This window comes from Paracoccus alkenifer (genome assembly GCF_900108405.1).
Lineage (GTDB): Bacteria > Pseudomonadota > Alphaproteobacteria > Rhodobacterales > Rhodobacteraceae > Paracoccus > Paracoccus alkenifer.
Genome location: NZ_FNXG01000001.1, coordinates 624,174 through 638,543, shown reverse-complemented (window position 1 = coordinate 638,543; position 14,370 = coordinate 624,174). Strand labels below are relative to the sequence as shown.

Below are 14,370 nucleotides of genomic sequence, written 5' to 3'. Positions count from 1 at the left end.
GTCAGCGCCGCGGCGGCTTGCCCGGTCCCCGCGGCTTTCCCGGGCGCTGCGGCCGCGCCGCGCCGCCCGCGGGCTTGGTCGTGCGCCTTGCCCCGGCTGCTGCCGCGGGGGCGCGTTTCGGGCGGGGGGTGGCGGGCCGCGCGTCCGCCTGTTCGGGCGGCGCGTCCTCGGCCCGGTATTTCCGCGCGCCCTGTTTTCCTGCGGCGAATTTTCCGGGGCCGGGCTTTTTTGCCCCGTATTTCGCGGCCGAAGGGCTGTCGGCATCCGCCAGCGGCTGCCAGCGCGGCGGGTGCGAGGGTTCGCTGGCGGCGCTGCGCCGGGGGGCGGGTGCGCGCGGGCGGGGGGCGCGGTCGTCGGCGGGTTCGCCGTCGATGCGGCGCATGACCAGCCCCGGCTCGATCTCGGTCACGGGGCCAAAGCGGGGCGCCATGGCGGCGGCGATCTGGACGAAGCTTTCGTTTTCGCGCACGCGGATCGCGCCGATGGCGTCGCGGGTGATGCCGCCGGCCTCGCAGATCTTGGGCAGCAGCCAGCGGGCCTCGGCGCGGCCGGTATGGCCGACCGACAGCGAAAACCACGCGGCATCGCTGAAATCGCCACGCGCGCGCGGGGCCGAGGGCGCGCCGGGGGTGGGGGCGTCGGCCAGTTCCTCGGGGACCGGGCGCCCCTCGCGCCACAGCCGGGCAAAGGCGGCGGCGACCTGGCTTGCGCCGAAACGTTCCAGCAGCCGGTCGGCGGCCTCGGCCTCGTCGCCCGGATCGGCGGTCAGGGCAGGGTGGTCGAGCATCCGCGCATCGTCGCGCGCCCGCACCTCGTCGGCCGAGGGCGCCTTGCCCCATTCCGCCGTCACCCGCGCCCCTTGCAGCAACCGCTGCGCCTTTTTGTAGTCCGCGGGGGTGACGATCAGCGCCGAGATCCCCTTGGACCCCGCCCGCCCGGTGCGCCCCGAACGGTGCAGCAGCGTTTCCGAGTTGGTCGGCAGGTCGGCGTGGATCACCAGATCCAGCCCCGGCAGGTCGATGCCGCGCGCGGCCACGTCGGTGGCGATGCAGACCTGCGCGCGCCCGTCGCGCAACGCTTGCAGGGCATGAGTGCGCTCCTGCTGGCTGAGCTCGCCCGACAGCGCCACGGCGCGAAACCCGCGGTTGCCCATCCGCGCCAGCAGGTGGTTCACGTTGGCGCGGGTCTTGCAGAACACGATGGCGGTGCGCGCATCGTGGAAACGCAGCAGGTTGAAGATGGCGTTTTCACGGTCGCGCTGGGTGACACTGGCGGCACGATAGGCGATGTCGCCGTGCTGGCGCGCCTCGCCGGTGGCAACGACTCGCAGGGCGTCGCGCTGGAACTCGGTCGCAAGCTTCGCGATGGCGGGCGGCACGGTGGCCGAAAACATCAGCGTGCGGCGGTCGGCGGGGGCGGCTTGCAGGATGAATTCCAGATCCTCGCGGAAGCCAAGGTCCAGCATCTCGTCGGCCTCGTCCAGCACGCAGGCGCGCAGGGTGGACAGGTCAAGGCTGGCGCGTTCCAGATGGTCGCGCAGCCGCCCCGGCGTGCCGACGACGATCTGCGCGCCGCGGTCCAGGGCCCGGCGCTCGGTGCGGAAATCCATGCCGCCGACGCAGGTGGCGATCTGCGCCCCGGTCTGGGCGTAAAGCCAGCCCAGTTCGCGCGCGACCTGCAACGCCAGCTCGCGCGTGGGGGCGATGGCCAGCGCCACCGGCAGCCCGCCCAGCGGCAGCTGCCCGTCGTCTAGGATGTCCGAGGCCATGGCCAGCCCGAAACCGACGGTCTTGCCGGACCCGGTCTGCGCCGACACCAGCAGGTCGCGCCCGGTGGCGTCAGGGGTCAGCACCGCCTGCTGGACAGAGGTGAGGCTGGCATAGCCCTTGGCCGCCAGGGCCGCGGCCAGCGGCGCGGCAATTTCGTGATCGTTCATCTTATCAGCCTGAAGGGGATGGCGCGCATCCGTTGGACGGCACCTTGCCCCTTGCGGCCGGCGTCCACCGCCTGCCGTCCCCGAGCTTATGGGCCGAAAGAGCGGTTCGTGCATCCCCCGCGCCGCCAAGTCAAGGACGATTCGCCCCCTTGGGGAACGAAATCAGGGGGATTGCGCGTTCCTTGTCAGGCGGCCTTGGCCGCTATCCACATGCACTGAAAAGGAGATCGACATGTTCCGCATCAAACCCGCGTTGGCCGCCGCCGCGATCCTGACGATTGCAGCCTGCGCGCCGGGGCCGACGACGACCACCATCACCTCGCCCGGCACCGATCCCGTCACGGTCGTGACCCCGCCCGGCGGCGATTCGGTGACGGTGGTGGCGCAGTAATCCGGGGCCGGTCCCGCGGCGCCCGCTCAGTCCCGGATTTCGCCCGGGTCCACCCCCCAGAGCGAGGTCTTGACCACCCAGCCCTTTTCGCCCCCGCCCGAGACCCGGCACCAGTCGGGCGAGCATTCGTGCAGCCGCACGATGGCGCCCGCCTCGGCCCGTGCCAGCACCGAGGCATTGGGGTCGGCGCGGCTGCGCAGCTCGGCCATGTCGGTGGTGATGATGGCGGTGCGCACCCCCGACAGCAGCGAATAATGCACCCAGCCGCCGGCGCCGTCCTGATCCTCGACCCGGCGCCAGTGCCCGAATTCCGCGACCACCAGCAGCGGCATTCCCGGATGGCGGAACACCCAGTCGATCCGATGCGACAGCGACGGGCCGCGGCGGGCGTTGCCCTCGCCCCCTTTCAGGCTGACGTAGCGGGGCAGGGGCAGGTTGGTGACCGGGCCGCGATTGGGGTCGCGGGGGGCGGCTTGGTGGCGGCTGATCAGGGAATCGGCGGTCACGTCGCTGCGGTCGATCTGGATCGCGGGATCCGCGGCCTCTTGCGCCGCAGCCCGGCCGGTCGCCCCGCCGGTCGCGATGCCGGCGCCAATGCCAACTGCGGCGGCCACGGCCAGCGCCGCCCAGCCCGAACGCCGCATCCGCGCCGCACAAGCCCGTGCCCCGGATCGCTTGCTCATCTCGGTTCTTCCCTGCCGGCCGCGGAATGCCGCGGCATGTCTGCCTGTCAATCGGGCCGTCTGCCCCCGGGGTCTTGTGCAAGCCCCGCCTTGCGGGCAGTTTGCCAAACGAAACCCGGCATTGGAAGAGAGGTCACATGGCTGACATCGCACCCAAGCGTGATCGGCTCAAGGTCGTCGTGACCCGCCGCCTGCCCAAGGCGGTCGAGGCACGTCTGGCCGAGCTGTTCGACGTGTCACTGCGCGAAACCGACACAGGCATGACCCGCGAGGAACTGGCGCAGGCGATGCGCGACAGCGACGTGCTGGTCCCCACCATCACCGACCAGATCGACGCGGGGCTGCTGGCGCAGGCGGGCGAGCGGCTGCGGCTGATCGCCAATTATGGCGCGGGGGTCGATCACATCGACGTGGCCTCGGCCCGCAGCCGGGGCATCCAGGTCACGAACACCCCCGGGGTCGTGACCGAGGACACCGCCGACATGGCCATCGCGCTGATGCTGGCCGTGACCCGCCGCATCCCCGAGGGGCTGGCCGAGATGCAGTCGGGCCGCTGGGACGGCTGGTCGCCGACCGCGCATCTGGGCGGGCGCATCGGCGGGCGGCGGCTGGGGATCCTTGGCATGGGCCGGATCGGGCAGGCGGTGGCGCGGCGGGCCAATGTCTTTGGCATGCAGGTGCATTACCACAACCGCCGCCGCCTGCGCCCCGAGACCGAGGCCGAACTGCACGCCACCTGGTGGGAAAGCCTTGACCAGATGCTGGCGCGCGTCGACATCCTGTCGATCAATGCGCCGCACACGCCCTCGACCTTTCACCTGCTCAGCGCGCGCCGGCTCAAGCTGATGAAGCCGACGGCGGTGATCGTGAACACCTCGCGCGGCGAGGTGATCGACGAAAACGCCCTGACGAGGATGCTGCGCGCCGGCGATCTGGCGGGGGCGGGGCTGGATGTGTTCGAGCACGGCCACGACATCAACCCCCGCCTGCGCGAGGCCCCCAACGTGGTGCTGCTGCCGCATATGGGTTCGGCCACGGTCGAGGGGCGCAACGAGATGGGCGAAAAGGTCATCATCAACATCAAGACCTTTGCCGACGGTCATCGGCCCCCGGACATGGTGCTGCCCTCGATGCTGTGACACGCGCGCGCCCCGGCGGCAGGGCGCCGTCCGCTTTTCCTGCATCCGCCGTCGCCCCCGGTCGTCTGCGCCCGCGAGCGATGCGTGGCCAGCCGCCGGAGCATATCACTTTTATGGTTGGCTCGCACTGCGTCCTGCCAAAGCCCGCATTTGCCGGCTATGTTTTCCGCACCCGAGCGCGGATCCTTTCGCGGCAGCCTGTCCGGCAGTGGGCGGCGGCTGGAAAGCGTAGTGCGGGGCAGCAGACGAACAACAATTCCAGGAGGATCGGGATGAAGACCCACGACCTGAAACTTGCGCCGGCCCTGATGACGGGCGCCTGTCTGCTGGTCGGGCTGCCGGTCGGCACGGCCTTGGCGCAAGACGACGCCCAGCGGATCGAGGCGGTGACCATGTCATCGGGCGGAGTTGCCGAAATCCATCGCAGCGTGCGTGTCGGCGGCGCGACCGGGTTCGATTTCGACGTTCCGCTTGAGCAGGTCGATGACATTCTCAAAAGCCTGATCGTGCGCGATCCTGCCGGCGGTGTCGCCTCGATGTCGCTGGACGGATTGTCGCCGGTCGATGAAACCTTCCGCCGCCTGCCCTTCACGCCCGACGACATGCATTCGCTGCCGCGCCTGCTGGGCGCGCTTCAGGGGATCAGCGTTCGCGCAGGTTCGGGCGGGCGCACGGTCGAGGGCGTGGTGCTGGGGGTCGAGACCGCGCCGCAAGCCGAGGACGGCGCCGCCGAGCGCGATCCGATCCTGTCGGTGATGACCCAGGACGGCCGCATCGCGGTGCTTCGACTGCGCGCCGATACCGAGCTCGACATCCTTGACCCGGCCGTGCGCGCCAGCCTGCGCGAGGCGGCGTCTGTCAGCGGACGCGGGCGGACGGACGAAACGCGCACCATCGCGATTGCGCTGCAAGGCGACAGCCAGCGCGACGTGCGGCTTGATTATGTGGTGGCTGCGCCGGTGTGGAAAACCGCCTATCGGCTGATGCTGGGCACGGGTAAGGACGCCCGGCTGCAGGCCTGGGCCGTGATCGAGAACGCGACCGGCGAGGATTGGCGTGACGTCGCCGTCACGCTGTCTTCGGGTGCGCCGGTCACTCTCGCCCAACGGCTTCACCAGCGCTATTGGCACGAACGCCCGCAACTGCCGGTCCTGGCACAGGCGGCCGCACCGCCACGGCCCGACAGCTTCAAGGGCCAAGCGGCCGAAATGGCCGGCGACCAGGCCGGTTTCGCGAATCGCGTGCAATCCGAAGCCCGGCTGTTGGCGGCCGCCCCCGTGGCCGCAGTGGCGCCGTCGATGGCGCTTGCCCAGGCCGAGGCCACCGAGGGCGAGGCCGCGGCCATCTATCGCCTGCCGGATCCTGTTGATCTTTCCGCCGGACGCACCCTGTCCGTTCCATTCATGGATGCCGAACTCGAGGCAGAGCGCATCTCGCTTTTCCAACCCGAGAGCGGAAGCGTCCATCCGATTTCCGCCCTGAGGCTGGAAAACGGGACCGGCACGACCCTGCCGCCCGGCATCGTCACGGTTTATGCGGCGAACGACGAAGGCTATGCGGGCGATGCCGAGTTGCGGGGCCTGCCCGCCGGCGAAAGCCGCATGATCAGCTTTGCCACCGACCGCAAGGTCGAGGTCACCACCAGCGCCGGCCGCGATGAAACCGTGTTTCGTGCTACTGTTGCCCAAGGCGTTTTGCGCGCGACGCGCATCACCCGCGCGCAGACGACCTATGCAATCGCCGGCGCGCAGGATGCGCCGCGGACGGTGATTGTCGAACATCCGCGCCGTGCGGGCTGGCGCTTCAGCTCGACCTCGCTTGCCGAGGACACGCCGACCCATCACCGCCTGCGCATCGAGCTGGAACAAGGCGCCACTGCCGAGATTGCGGCTGTCAATGAACGCACCGAGACCGAGAGCATCGGGCTGATGGATGCCGATGCCGAGACGCTGCTTTATTGGTCGGGGCAGATCGACGACGCCGGAACTGTCGAAATGCTTGCCGGTCTTGCCGAGCGGCGCGCCGAGATCGCGCGGGCGCAAGAAAGCGTTGCCGAGATCGGGCAGGACATTGACCGCGCCTCGCAGAACCAGACGCGCATTCGGGAAAACCTTGCCGCCGTGCCCGGCGACAGCGCCCTTGGCCGGCGCTATGTGTCGATGCTGGAAGAAGAAGAGGACCGCATTGCCGAGCTTGCCGAGCGTCGCCGGCAGGCAGAGGCAGGATTGACGCGACTGCGCGAGGAATTCGCGGCGTTCATACGCGAACTTTGAATGACGGCGATGGCCGCGGTCAAATCCCGACCGCGGCCACGCATGACCGATCCAGCCAGCGGAAAGATTTCAGAAAGAGAGGGTGAAATGCTCGCCTATATCCGGTTCGTCGCCGGTCACCTTGGACTTTGCGATCTGATAGATGAAGGACAGGCTGCCGCCGGTGACCCAGACCTCGGCCTCGGCCAGGTCGAAGCGCAGAAGCTGGACATCCTCGTCCTGTTTTCCGTCCTTGAACCAGCTTGAGGCCACGACGCTCCACAGTTCGTCCAGCTTGGCGCGGTCGTCCGACAGGGCCAGCGTTCCGTGGATGCGGGCGAACAGCCCCTTGCCCTCGTCGCTGACCACATGCACGGCGTCCTTGTCGCCCCCGGCCAGCGCGCGGGCCAGATCGGTTCCCTTGGCCGTGATGAACCACAGCTTGCCGGTCTCGGCCTCGGCCTGATGCGACATGGGCACCAGCCGGGCGTCCTCGGTCAGGCCCAGCATGCCCGAGTTCAGCCCTTCGAGCCGGTCCCAGAATTTTTTCAGATGGTCGTCGTGATCGGTCATGGTTGCGTCCTGTTCGTCGTCTGGAAGGGGAAAACAACGCAAGGGCGCCGGGGACGTTCCGGACTTTGCGATTTTCCGTTGCCACGGCAGGATGACCGCCGTGTTCGCGCGACGCCGTCGCGGGGCCTTGATTGCCAGGGCGGTCGTGAATGCCGTGGCTGCCACGGCTTTGTGATGCCGAATGACGCCGGCGGGCGTCTTGGGCCGGTGCGGACGCTTCGATAAGGACGTAATGTCCGTTTGGCCGATCCGGGCCGCACGGGATTTCGTGCAGCACCATGTAATTGAGCGACGACATGCATCATCCGACACGCCACGCCGTAGAAATCCTGCTGCCCCCCGGAACCACCCTCGACGACCTGTCAGAGCAGGAAGTTCAGGATCTGTTTGACTCGATCGTCCGGCAGGCCGAAGCCGAGGCAGAAGGTTGCGCCGAGCCCGGCCCGGAAGCCGCCGATCCCGACCGCGCGGCCTGATCGCCCGACCCCCTTCAGGCGGAGCATCGTCATGCCGGAACCGGATCCGCTGGACCCAGCGCAGTTGAAGCCCGCGCCCCCCCGAGCTGCCAGCGGCCATGTGCTGATGTGCTCGATGCGCGACGAGGGACCGTTCGTGCTGGAATTCGTGGCCCATCACCGCGCCATCGGCTTTGACCGTATCTTCATCGCCTCGAACGACTGTCGCGACGGCACCGACCTGCTGCTGGACGCGCTGGACCGGGCGGGCGCGATCACCCATTTCCGTAACGAGGTTCAGCCGGGCGAGCTGCCCCAGCATTCCGCCTATGCCGGGATCCGCCGCCGCCACGGGCTGGATGCGGCCGACTGGCTGATGGTGCTGGATGCGGATGAGTTTCTGGACGTGACCACCGACGGCGGGCGTGTGCAGGACCTGACAGCGCAGGCCGATGCCGGCGACGACATCATCATGCTGAACCCGCTGACCTTCGGCACCAGTCGCGACCCGCGCTGGCAGCCGGGGCTGGTGACGGAACAATTCCCCCTGCGCCTGCCCGCGCGCCATGGCGCCAACCGGCCGGTCAAGACGCTGGCCCGCGGGGTGGGACGGTTCCGGCAGATCCACAACCACTCGGTGGTGGGTTATCGCGGCGAGGATGCGTTGACGGTGCTGCGCGCCGACGGCTCTCGCCTTGCGATCCCGCCGGGCGGCAAGCTGTGGGAGGTGCTGCGCAACGTGCCGATCGAGGACATCCGCCATGGGCTGGCCCATTACAACCATTACGCGGTCAAGTCGCTGGCCTCATATCTGCTGCGCCATGATCGGGGCCGGGGGGCGGCCCCCAAGGGCGAGGCGAATGCCCGCCACACCTCGGGGTATTTCGACCGCATCGCCGGGGCGCGGATCCGCGACACCGGGTTTGCCGACCGCCACGGCGCGGCCCTGCGCGTGGAACATGCGCGGCTGCTGGCGATCCCGGACATCGCCGCCGCGCAGGCCGAGACCGAGCGCCGCTACGCGGCGCTGATCGCGGTGATCATGGATTACTAGCTGGCGGCGCGGGTGGCGCTGTTGGGGGTCAACGTGTGGTCCACCGGCTCATACCCGGACTGGTCGGGCTGGGCCTCGGCATCGCCCGACATCGGGTCGGGCTTCATGCGGAAACCGCGCTGCAACTGGTCGAAGGGCGCGACCGGGTAATCCCCCGAAAAACAGGCGTCGCAATATTGCGGGCAACGGTCGTTGCGCCCGCCGGCCTCGCCCACGGCACGATACAGCCCGTCCAGCGAAACAAAGGCGAGGCTGTCCACCCCCATCCACTCGCGCATTTCCTCGGGCGACATGCGCGCGGCCAGCAGCTTGTCACGGTCGGGGGTATCGACGCCATAGAAACACGGCCAGGCGGTGGGGGGCGAGGCGATGCGGAAATGCACCTCGGCCGCGCCTGCGTCCAGAACCATGTCCTTCATCTTGCGCGAGGTGGTGCCGCGCACCACCGAATCGTCCACCAGCACCACCCGTTTGCCCGCGACCAGCGCCCGGTTCACGTTCAGTTTCAGCCGCACGCCCATGTTGCGGATCTGGTCGGTCGGCTCGATGAAGGTGCGGCCGACATACTGGTTGCGGATGATACCCATGCCATAGGGAATGCCGCTTTCATGGGCATAGCCGATGGCCGCCGGGGTGCCGCTGTCGGGGACGGGGCAGACCAGATCGGCATCAATCGGGGCCTCGCGCGCAAGCTCCACCCCGATCTGGCGGCGGGTTTCATAGACGGAACGGCCGCCGATGATCGAATCGGGGCGGCTGAAATACACATGTTCAAAGATGCAGAACCGCGGCGCCGACAGCCCGAAGGGGCGCGAGCTTTCGATCAGCCCCTTGGAAATCACCACCATCTCGCCCGGCTCGATCTCGCGCACGAACTCGGCGCCGATGATGTCCAGCGCGCAGGTTTCGGACGCCAGCGCATAGGCGCCCCCCGCCAGCCGCCCCAGCACCAGCGGCCGCACGCCCAGCGGGTCGCGCACCCCGATCAGCTTGGTGCGGGTCATGGCGATGACGGAAAACGCGCCCTCGACGCGGCGCAGCGCGTCCTTCATCCGCTCGGGGATGGAACGCTGGATCGAGCGCGCCATCAGGTGGATGATACATTCGCTGTCCGAGCCGGACTGAAAGATCGAGCCGCGCTCGATCAGCTCGCGGCGCAGGGCGACCGCGTTGGTGATGTTGCCGTTATGGGCGATGGCGCTGCCACCCATGGCGAATTCGCCAAAGAACGGCTGGACATCGCGGATTGCCGGGCCTTTGGCGCCGGCGGTGGAATAGCGCACATGGCCGATGGCGATTTCGCCCGGCAGGGTCTCCATCAGCGACGCCTTGGTGAAATTGTCGCGCACATAGCCAAAACGATGCGCGCTGCTGAAGCCCTTGTCGGGGTGATACGAGATGATGCCCCCGGCCTCTTGCCCGCGATGTTGCAGGGCATGCAGCCCCAGCGCCACGAAATTGGCGGCCTCGGCCATGCCGATCACGCCAAAGACGCCGCATTCCTCGTGCAGACGGTCACTGTCGAAGGGGTCCGCGAGAAAGGGCTGCATGGCTGGACCTTGGCTTTCGGAAAACAGGGGCTGGCGGCGGGGCGCGCGGGGCGCCCGGACCTTCGCTGCGGTATCTAATGCGCCCTCGCGCAAAAGTCACGCCCCGGCTGCGCGGGGCCGGACGGGATCAGTTCGCCGACGGTGCTGCGGCCGGGGCGGGCGTCGTGGTCGCGGGCGTCACCGCGGCCCCGGTCGCGTCGCAGTCGCGCACCAGCTGCTCGAACCGCGCGGCCAGCCAGCCCGGCGCATCCTGCGGGATCTGGTCGTTCAGCTGCCCGCTCATCGAGCGGAACACCTGCGCCGAGCGCGACTGGTCCACCATCTCGACCCGCTGGGTGGTCATCACCCGGTCATAGACGATAAAGGCGATGACCACGAGCAGCACCCCGCGCGCCACGCCGAAAAGAAACCCCATGCCCTGATCCACGCCCCCCAGCGCCGAGCGCTGCACGACCGAGGAAAACAGCGGCGTCAGGATCGAAAACACCACCAGCGCCAGCGCGAAGACCACCGCAAAGCCGGCGATCATCCCCAGCTCGCAGTTGTCGGCGATGATCTTGTCCACATAGGGGATCTGCGCGATCAGCGGCCGCATGGCGCCCGCAAAGACAAAGGCCAGCACTGCCGCCCCGATCCAGCCCAGAATGGCCAGCGATTCGCGCACGAAGCCGCGCGAATAGGCGAGGATCGCCGATAGGATGATGATCGCCGCCACGATGCCGTCGATCAGGGTGAAACCGTCCATCTGTCAGCCCTTTTTGCCGGGGACGCCGGCTGTGTGCCGTGGCCCCGCGTATCGGTGGCGTCGTCCGGCCCGGTCAACCCGCGCCGAAGGTCTCGCCCGTGAAACTCGTCAGGTCGGCGGTGCGGGAAAGCACCATGCCGCCCCCGCCCTCGACCTTTTGGACCTCGGGCAGGATCGCCCGCGAGAAACCAAGTTTCCGCGCCTCTTTCAACCTGTTTTCGGCCTGGCCCACCGGACGCAGGGCGCCCGACAGGCTGATTTCGCCGAAAAGCACGGTATCGGCGGGCAGGGCGTGGTCCTCGCGCGCGCTGAGCAGGGCGGCGGCGATGGCCAGATCGGCGGCGGGTTCCGCGACCCGCATCCCCCCCGCCACGTTCAGAAACACGTCCAGCCCGGCAAAGGGGATGGCGCAGCGGGCCTCGAGCACCGCAAGGATGGTGCTGACCCGGCCGCTGTCCAGCCCGACCACCGTGCGCCGCGGCGCGGCCAACGTCGAGGGCGCGACCAGCGCCTGGATCTCGGTCAGCACCGGGCGGGTGCCCTCGATTCCCGCGAAAACCGCGCTGCCGGCGACCGGCTCGCCGCGTTCGGACAAAAACAGCGCCGAGGGGTTGGCGACCTCGGCCAGCCCGCCGCCGGTCATCTCGAACACGCCGATCTCGCCCGAGGGGCCGAAGCGGTTCTTGACCGCGCGCAGGATGCGGAACTGGTGGCCGCGCTCGCCCTCGAAATACAGCACCGTGTCCACCATGTGCTCGACCACGCGGGGGCCGGCGATCTGGCCGTCCTTGGTGACATGGCCCACGATGATAACCGCGACGCCGGATCGCTTGGCGAAGGTCACAAGCTCGTGCGCGGCGGCGCGGACCTGCCCGACGCTGCCCGGCGCGGCTTCGACCGTGTCGGACCACAGCGTCTGGATCGAATCGATCACCGCCACGTCGGGGCGTTCGGCGTCCAGCGTGGTCAGGATGTCGCGCAACGCGGTTTCCGTGCCTAGCCGCACCGGCGCATCCGCCAGCCCCAGCCGCTGCGCCCGCATCCGCAGCTGCGCGCCGGCCTCTTCGCCGCTGACATAGACGGCGTTGCTGCCGGCGCGGGCGAATGCGGCGGCGGCTTGCAGCATCAGCGTGGATTTGCCGATCCCCGGATCGCCGCCGACCAGGATGGCGCTGCCCGGCACCAGCCCGCCCCCCAGCACCCGGTCGAGTTCGGCAATGCCTGACGGCGTGCGCGGCGGCGGCGGCTCGGTCGAGGACAGGCCCGACAGCGGGATGGTGCGCCCGCGCTGCGCCCCCAGCCCGCGGCCGGGGCCCTGGGACAGCGGCGCTTCCTCGACGATCGAGTTCCATTCGCCGCAGGCTTCGCAACGCCCCGCCCATTTGCGGTGGCTGGCGCCGCAGGCAGAGCAGGTGAACGAGGTGACGGGCTTGGCCATGGCGTGGTTGTGGCAGCGTCGCGGGCGGGCTGCAAGTCGCGGGGCGCTGCCCCGCACCCCGGGATATTTGCATGATGAAGAAAGAGCGCTCACGCGGTTGTCGGCTTGCATCATCGTGCCGCGGCAGCCATTCCATGGCGAGATTTTGGAAAGGCCGTGCCGTGGCGAACCCGCGTCCGTTTTCACGTTACGAATTCATGATCGCCTGGCGCTATCTGCGCGCAAGGCGGGCCGAGGGCGGGGTCTCGGTCATGACCTGGATCAGCCTGATCGGGATTGCGCTGGGGGTGATGGCGCTGATCGCCACGCTGGCGGTGCGGTCGGGGTTTCGGGCCGAGTTCGTGGACACGATCCTTGGCGCCAACGCCCATTCCACCGTCTATCTGCCGCCCGGCCAGATCCATAACGAGCTGACCGACGAGATCTATACCGTCGCCGGCGTGATCGAGGATTACGCCGACGCGGTGGCGCGCATCGCCGCGCTGCCCGGGGTTCTGCGTGCCGATCCGGTGGTGCGCGGGCAGGTGATGGCCAGCGTCGGCGACCGTTCCGGCGTGGCCGAGGTTTACGGGCTGTCGGCCGAGGATCTGGCCGCCATCCCCCGCGTGGCCGACCCCGAGACCGGATACGGCGACATCACCGCCTTTGGCGAGGGCGTGGCTGTCGGGTCCGGCATGGCGCGCGAGCTGGGGCTGGGCGTCGGCGACATGGTGCAGCTGATTTCCCCGCAGGGCGCGCAGACGCCGTTCGGGGTCACGCCGCGGGTCGGCAGCTACAAGGTCGTCTATGTCTTTACCGCCGGGCGCTATGACATCGACCGCACCCGCATCTACATGCCTCTGGCCGAGGCGCAGTCCTATTTCAACCGCGACGGCGTGGTGGACGAGATCCAAGTCTATGCTGCCGCCCCCGAAGCGGTCGATGCGCTGACGCCCGCGCTGCTGGGGGCGCTGCCGGGCAGCATGGTCTGGACCTGGCGCGATGCCTCGGGGGCGTTCCTGTCGGCGCTGGATATCGAGGATGACGTGATGTTCGTCATCCTGTCGGTGCTGGTGCTGATCGCGTCGATGAACATCACCTCGGGGTTGATCATGTTGGTCAAGAACAAGGGCCGCGACATCGGCATCCTGCGCACCATGGGCCTGACCGAGGGCGCGGTGCTGCGGGTGTTTTTCCTGTGCGGGGCCTTTACCGGGGTGCTGGGCACGCTGGCCGGGGTGGTGCTGGGGGTGGCGCTGGCGCTGAACGTGGACAGCATCATGGCCGGGGTGAACTACCTGTCGGGCGGGGGCGCGTGGGATCCTTCGGTGCGCGGCATCTACCGCCTGCCGGCCGAGCTGCGCGGCATCGACATCGCCCGGGCTGTCGGGCTGTCGCTGACGCTTTCGTTTATCGTCACCATCTTTCCGGCCCGCCGCGCGGCGCGGATGAACCCGGTCGAGGCGCTGCGCTATGAATGAAGTCCTGCGGCTGGAAGCGATCGCCAAGACCTACAACCCCGGCTCGCCCGCCGCCGTCGAGGTGCTGCACGGTCTGGACCTGTCGGTCGCGCGCGGCGAGGTGGTGGCGCTGGTCGCGCCCTCGGGTGCGGGGAAATCGACGCTGCTGCATATCGCGGGGCTGCTGGACACGCCCGATGCGGGCCGCGTGGTGCTGAACGGGCGCGACATGACCGGCCTGTCCGACCGCAAGCGGACCGAGGCGCGGCGGCGCGAGCTGGGCTTTGTCTATCAGTTCCACCATTTGCTGCCTGAATTCACCGCGCTGGAAAACATTGTGCTGCCGCAGCTGGCCAATGCGGTGCCGGACCGGGCGGCGCGCGAGCGGGCGGCGGGGTTGCTTGACCGGGTCGGGCTGTCGGCGCGGGCGGGGCATCGTCCGGCGGCGCTGTCGGGGGGTGAACAGCAGCGGGTGGCGTTCTGTCGGGCGCTGGCCAATGCGCCCTCGCTGCTGCTGGCGGACGAGCCGACGGGGAACCTTGACCCCGGCACCTCGGATCTGGTGTTCGGGATGCTGATGGCGCTGGTGCGCGAAACCGGGCTGTCGGCGCTGATCGCCACCCACAACATGGAGCTGGCCGGGCGCATGGACCGGGTGGTCCGGCTGGGCTGAGACGTTTCCCGCCGGCCCCGGCCAAACCCCTTGCCGTCGGCG

At 69.1% G+C, this 14,370-nt stretch carries 12 protein-coding genes and 1 pseudogene; 7 read left to right on the top strand and 6 right to left on the bottom strand.

Features of this window, described 5'->3' with window-relative positions; all coding sequences use genetic code 11:
• Position 1 precedes the first annotated feature (1 nt).
• On the bottom strand, positions 2-1,936 hold the full coding sequence (locus BLW83_RS03000; RefSeq protein ID WP_090845355.1) for a DEAD/DEAH box helicase: 1,935 nt from the start codon (positions 1,934-1,936) through the stop codon (positions 2-4).
• 232 nt (positions 1,937-2,168) lie between these two features.
• Between BLW83_RS03000 and BLW83_RS15645 the strand changes: the two genes are divergently transcribed.
• Positions 2,169-2,327, top strand: coding sequence for a hypothetical protein (locus tag BLW83_RS15645; RefSeq protein ID WP_177172467.1), 159 nt, complete (start codon positions 2,169-2,171; stop codon positions 2,325-2,327).
• 26 nt (positions 2,328-2,353) lie between these two features.
• Here BLW83_RS15645 and BLW83_RS02995 read toward each other — a convergent pair whose 3' ends face one another.
• The gene (locus BLW83_RS02995; RefSeq protein ID WP_425433925.1) at positions 2,354-3,010 is read right to left on the bottom strand and encodes an SH3 domain-containing protein; all 657 of its coding nucleotides are present in this window, start codon (positions 3,008-3,010) and stop codon (positions 2,354-2,356) included.
• Positions 3,011-3,147: 137 nt separating this feature from the next.
• On the opposite strand from BLW83_RS02995, the gene BLW83_RS02990 reads away from it, so the two are divergent.
• The gene (locus BLW83_RS02990) at positions 3,148-4,149 is read left to right on the top strand and encodes a 2-hydroxyacid dehydrogenase (RefSeq protein WP_090845351.1); all 1,002 of its coding nucleotides are present in this window, start codon (positions 3,148-3,150) and stop codon (positions 4,147-4,149) included.
• Positions 4,150-4,421: 272 nt separating this feature from the next.
• Positions 4,422-6,422, top strand: coding sequence for a DUF4139 domain-containing protein (locus BLW83_RS02985; RefSeq protein WP_090845350.1), 2,001 nt, complete (start codon positions 4,422-4,424; stop codon positions 6,420-6,422).
• 69 nt (positions 6,423-6,491) lie between these two features.
• On the opposite strand, the gene BLW83_RS02980 is transcribed toward BLW83_RS02985, so the two are convergent.
• Positions 6,492-6,974: a pyridoxamine 5'-phosphate oxidase family protein gene (locus BLW83_RS02980; protein WP_090845349.1), complete on the bottom strand. Its 483-nt coding sequence runs from the start codon at positions 6,972-6,974 to the stop codon at positions 6,492-6,494.
• Between the two features lie 296 nt (positions 6,975-7,270).
• On the opposite strand from BLW83_RS02980, the gene BLW83_RS02975 reads away from it, so the two are divergent.
• Both BLW83_RS02975 and BLW83_RS02970 read left to right on the top strand, forming a co-directional pair.
• On the top strand, positions 7,271-7,450 hold the full coding sequence (locus tag BLW83_RS02975; RefSeq protein WP_218139062.1) for a hypothetical protein: 180 nt from the start codon (positions 7,271-7,273) through the stop codon (positions 7,448-7,450).
• Between the two features lie 31 nt (positions 7,451-7,481).
• Positions 7,482-8,483, top strand: a complete 1,002-nt coding sequence (locus BLW83_RS02970; RefSeq protein WP_090845345.1) for a glycosyltransferase family 2 protein — start codon at positions 7,482-7,484, stop codon at positions 8,481-8,483.
• A 101-nt stretch (positions 8,484-8,584) separates the two neighbouring features.
• Here BLW83_RS02970 and purF read toward each other — a convergent pair.
• From purF to radA, 3 genes and pseudogenes are all read right to left on the bottom strand, one after another.
• A pseudogene (purF, locus tag BLW83_RS02965) lies at positions 8,585-10,033 on the bottom strand (amidophosphoribosyltransferase); the annotation flags it as partial.
• A gap of 127 nt (positions 10,034-10,160) precedes the next feature.
• Positions 10,161-10,778 carry a CvpA family protein gene (locus tag BLW83_RS02960; RefSeq protein ID WP_090845342.1) on the bottom strand — a complete coding sequence of 206 codons (618 nt, stop codon included), beginning with the start codon at positions 10,776-10,778 and terminating at the stop codon, positions 10,161-10,163.
• 73 nt (positions 10,779-10,851) lie between these two features.
• Positions 10,852-12,216: a DNA repair protein RadA gene (radA, locus tag BLW83_RS02955; RefSeq protein ID WP_090845340.1), complete on the bottom strand. Its 1,365-nt coding sequence runs from the start codon at positions 12,214-12,216 to the stop codon at positions 10,852-10,854.
• A gap of 197 nt (positions 12,217-12,413) precedes the next feature.
• Between radA and BLW83_RS02950 the strand changes: the two genes are divergently transcribed.
• Together BLW83_RS02950 and BLW83_RS02945 are read left to right on the top strand one after the other, a co-directional pair.
• A complete protein-coding gene (locus BLW83_RS02950) occupies positions 12,414-13,676 on the top strand; it encodes an ABC transporter permease (RefSeq protein ID WP_245728625.1) in 1,263 nt (420 codons plus the stop codon).
• A complete protein-coding gene (locus BLW83_RS02945; RefSeq protein WP_090845336.1) occupies positions 13,669-14,328 on the top strand; it encodes an ABC transporter ATP-binding protein in 660 nt (219 codons plus the stop codon). The genes BLW83_RS02950 and BLW83_RS02945 overlap by 8 nt, the downstream gene beginning before the upstream one ends.
• The last annotated feature ends 42 nt before the right edge of the window (positions 14,329-14,370 follow it).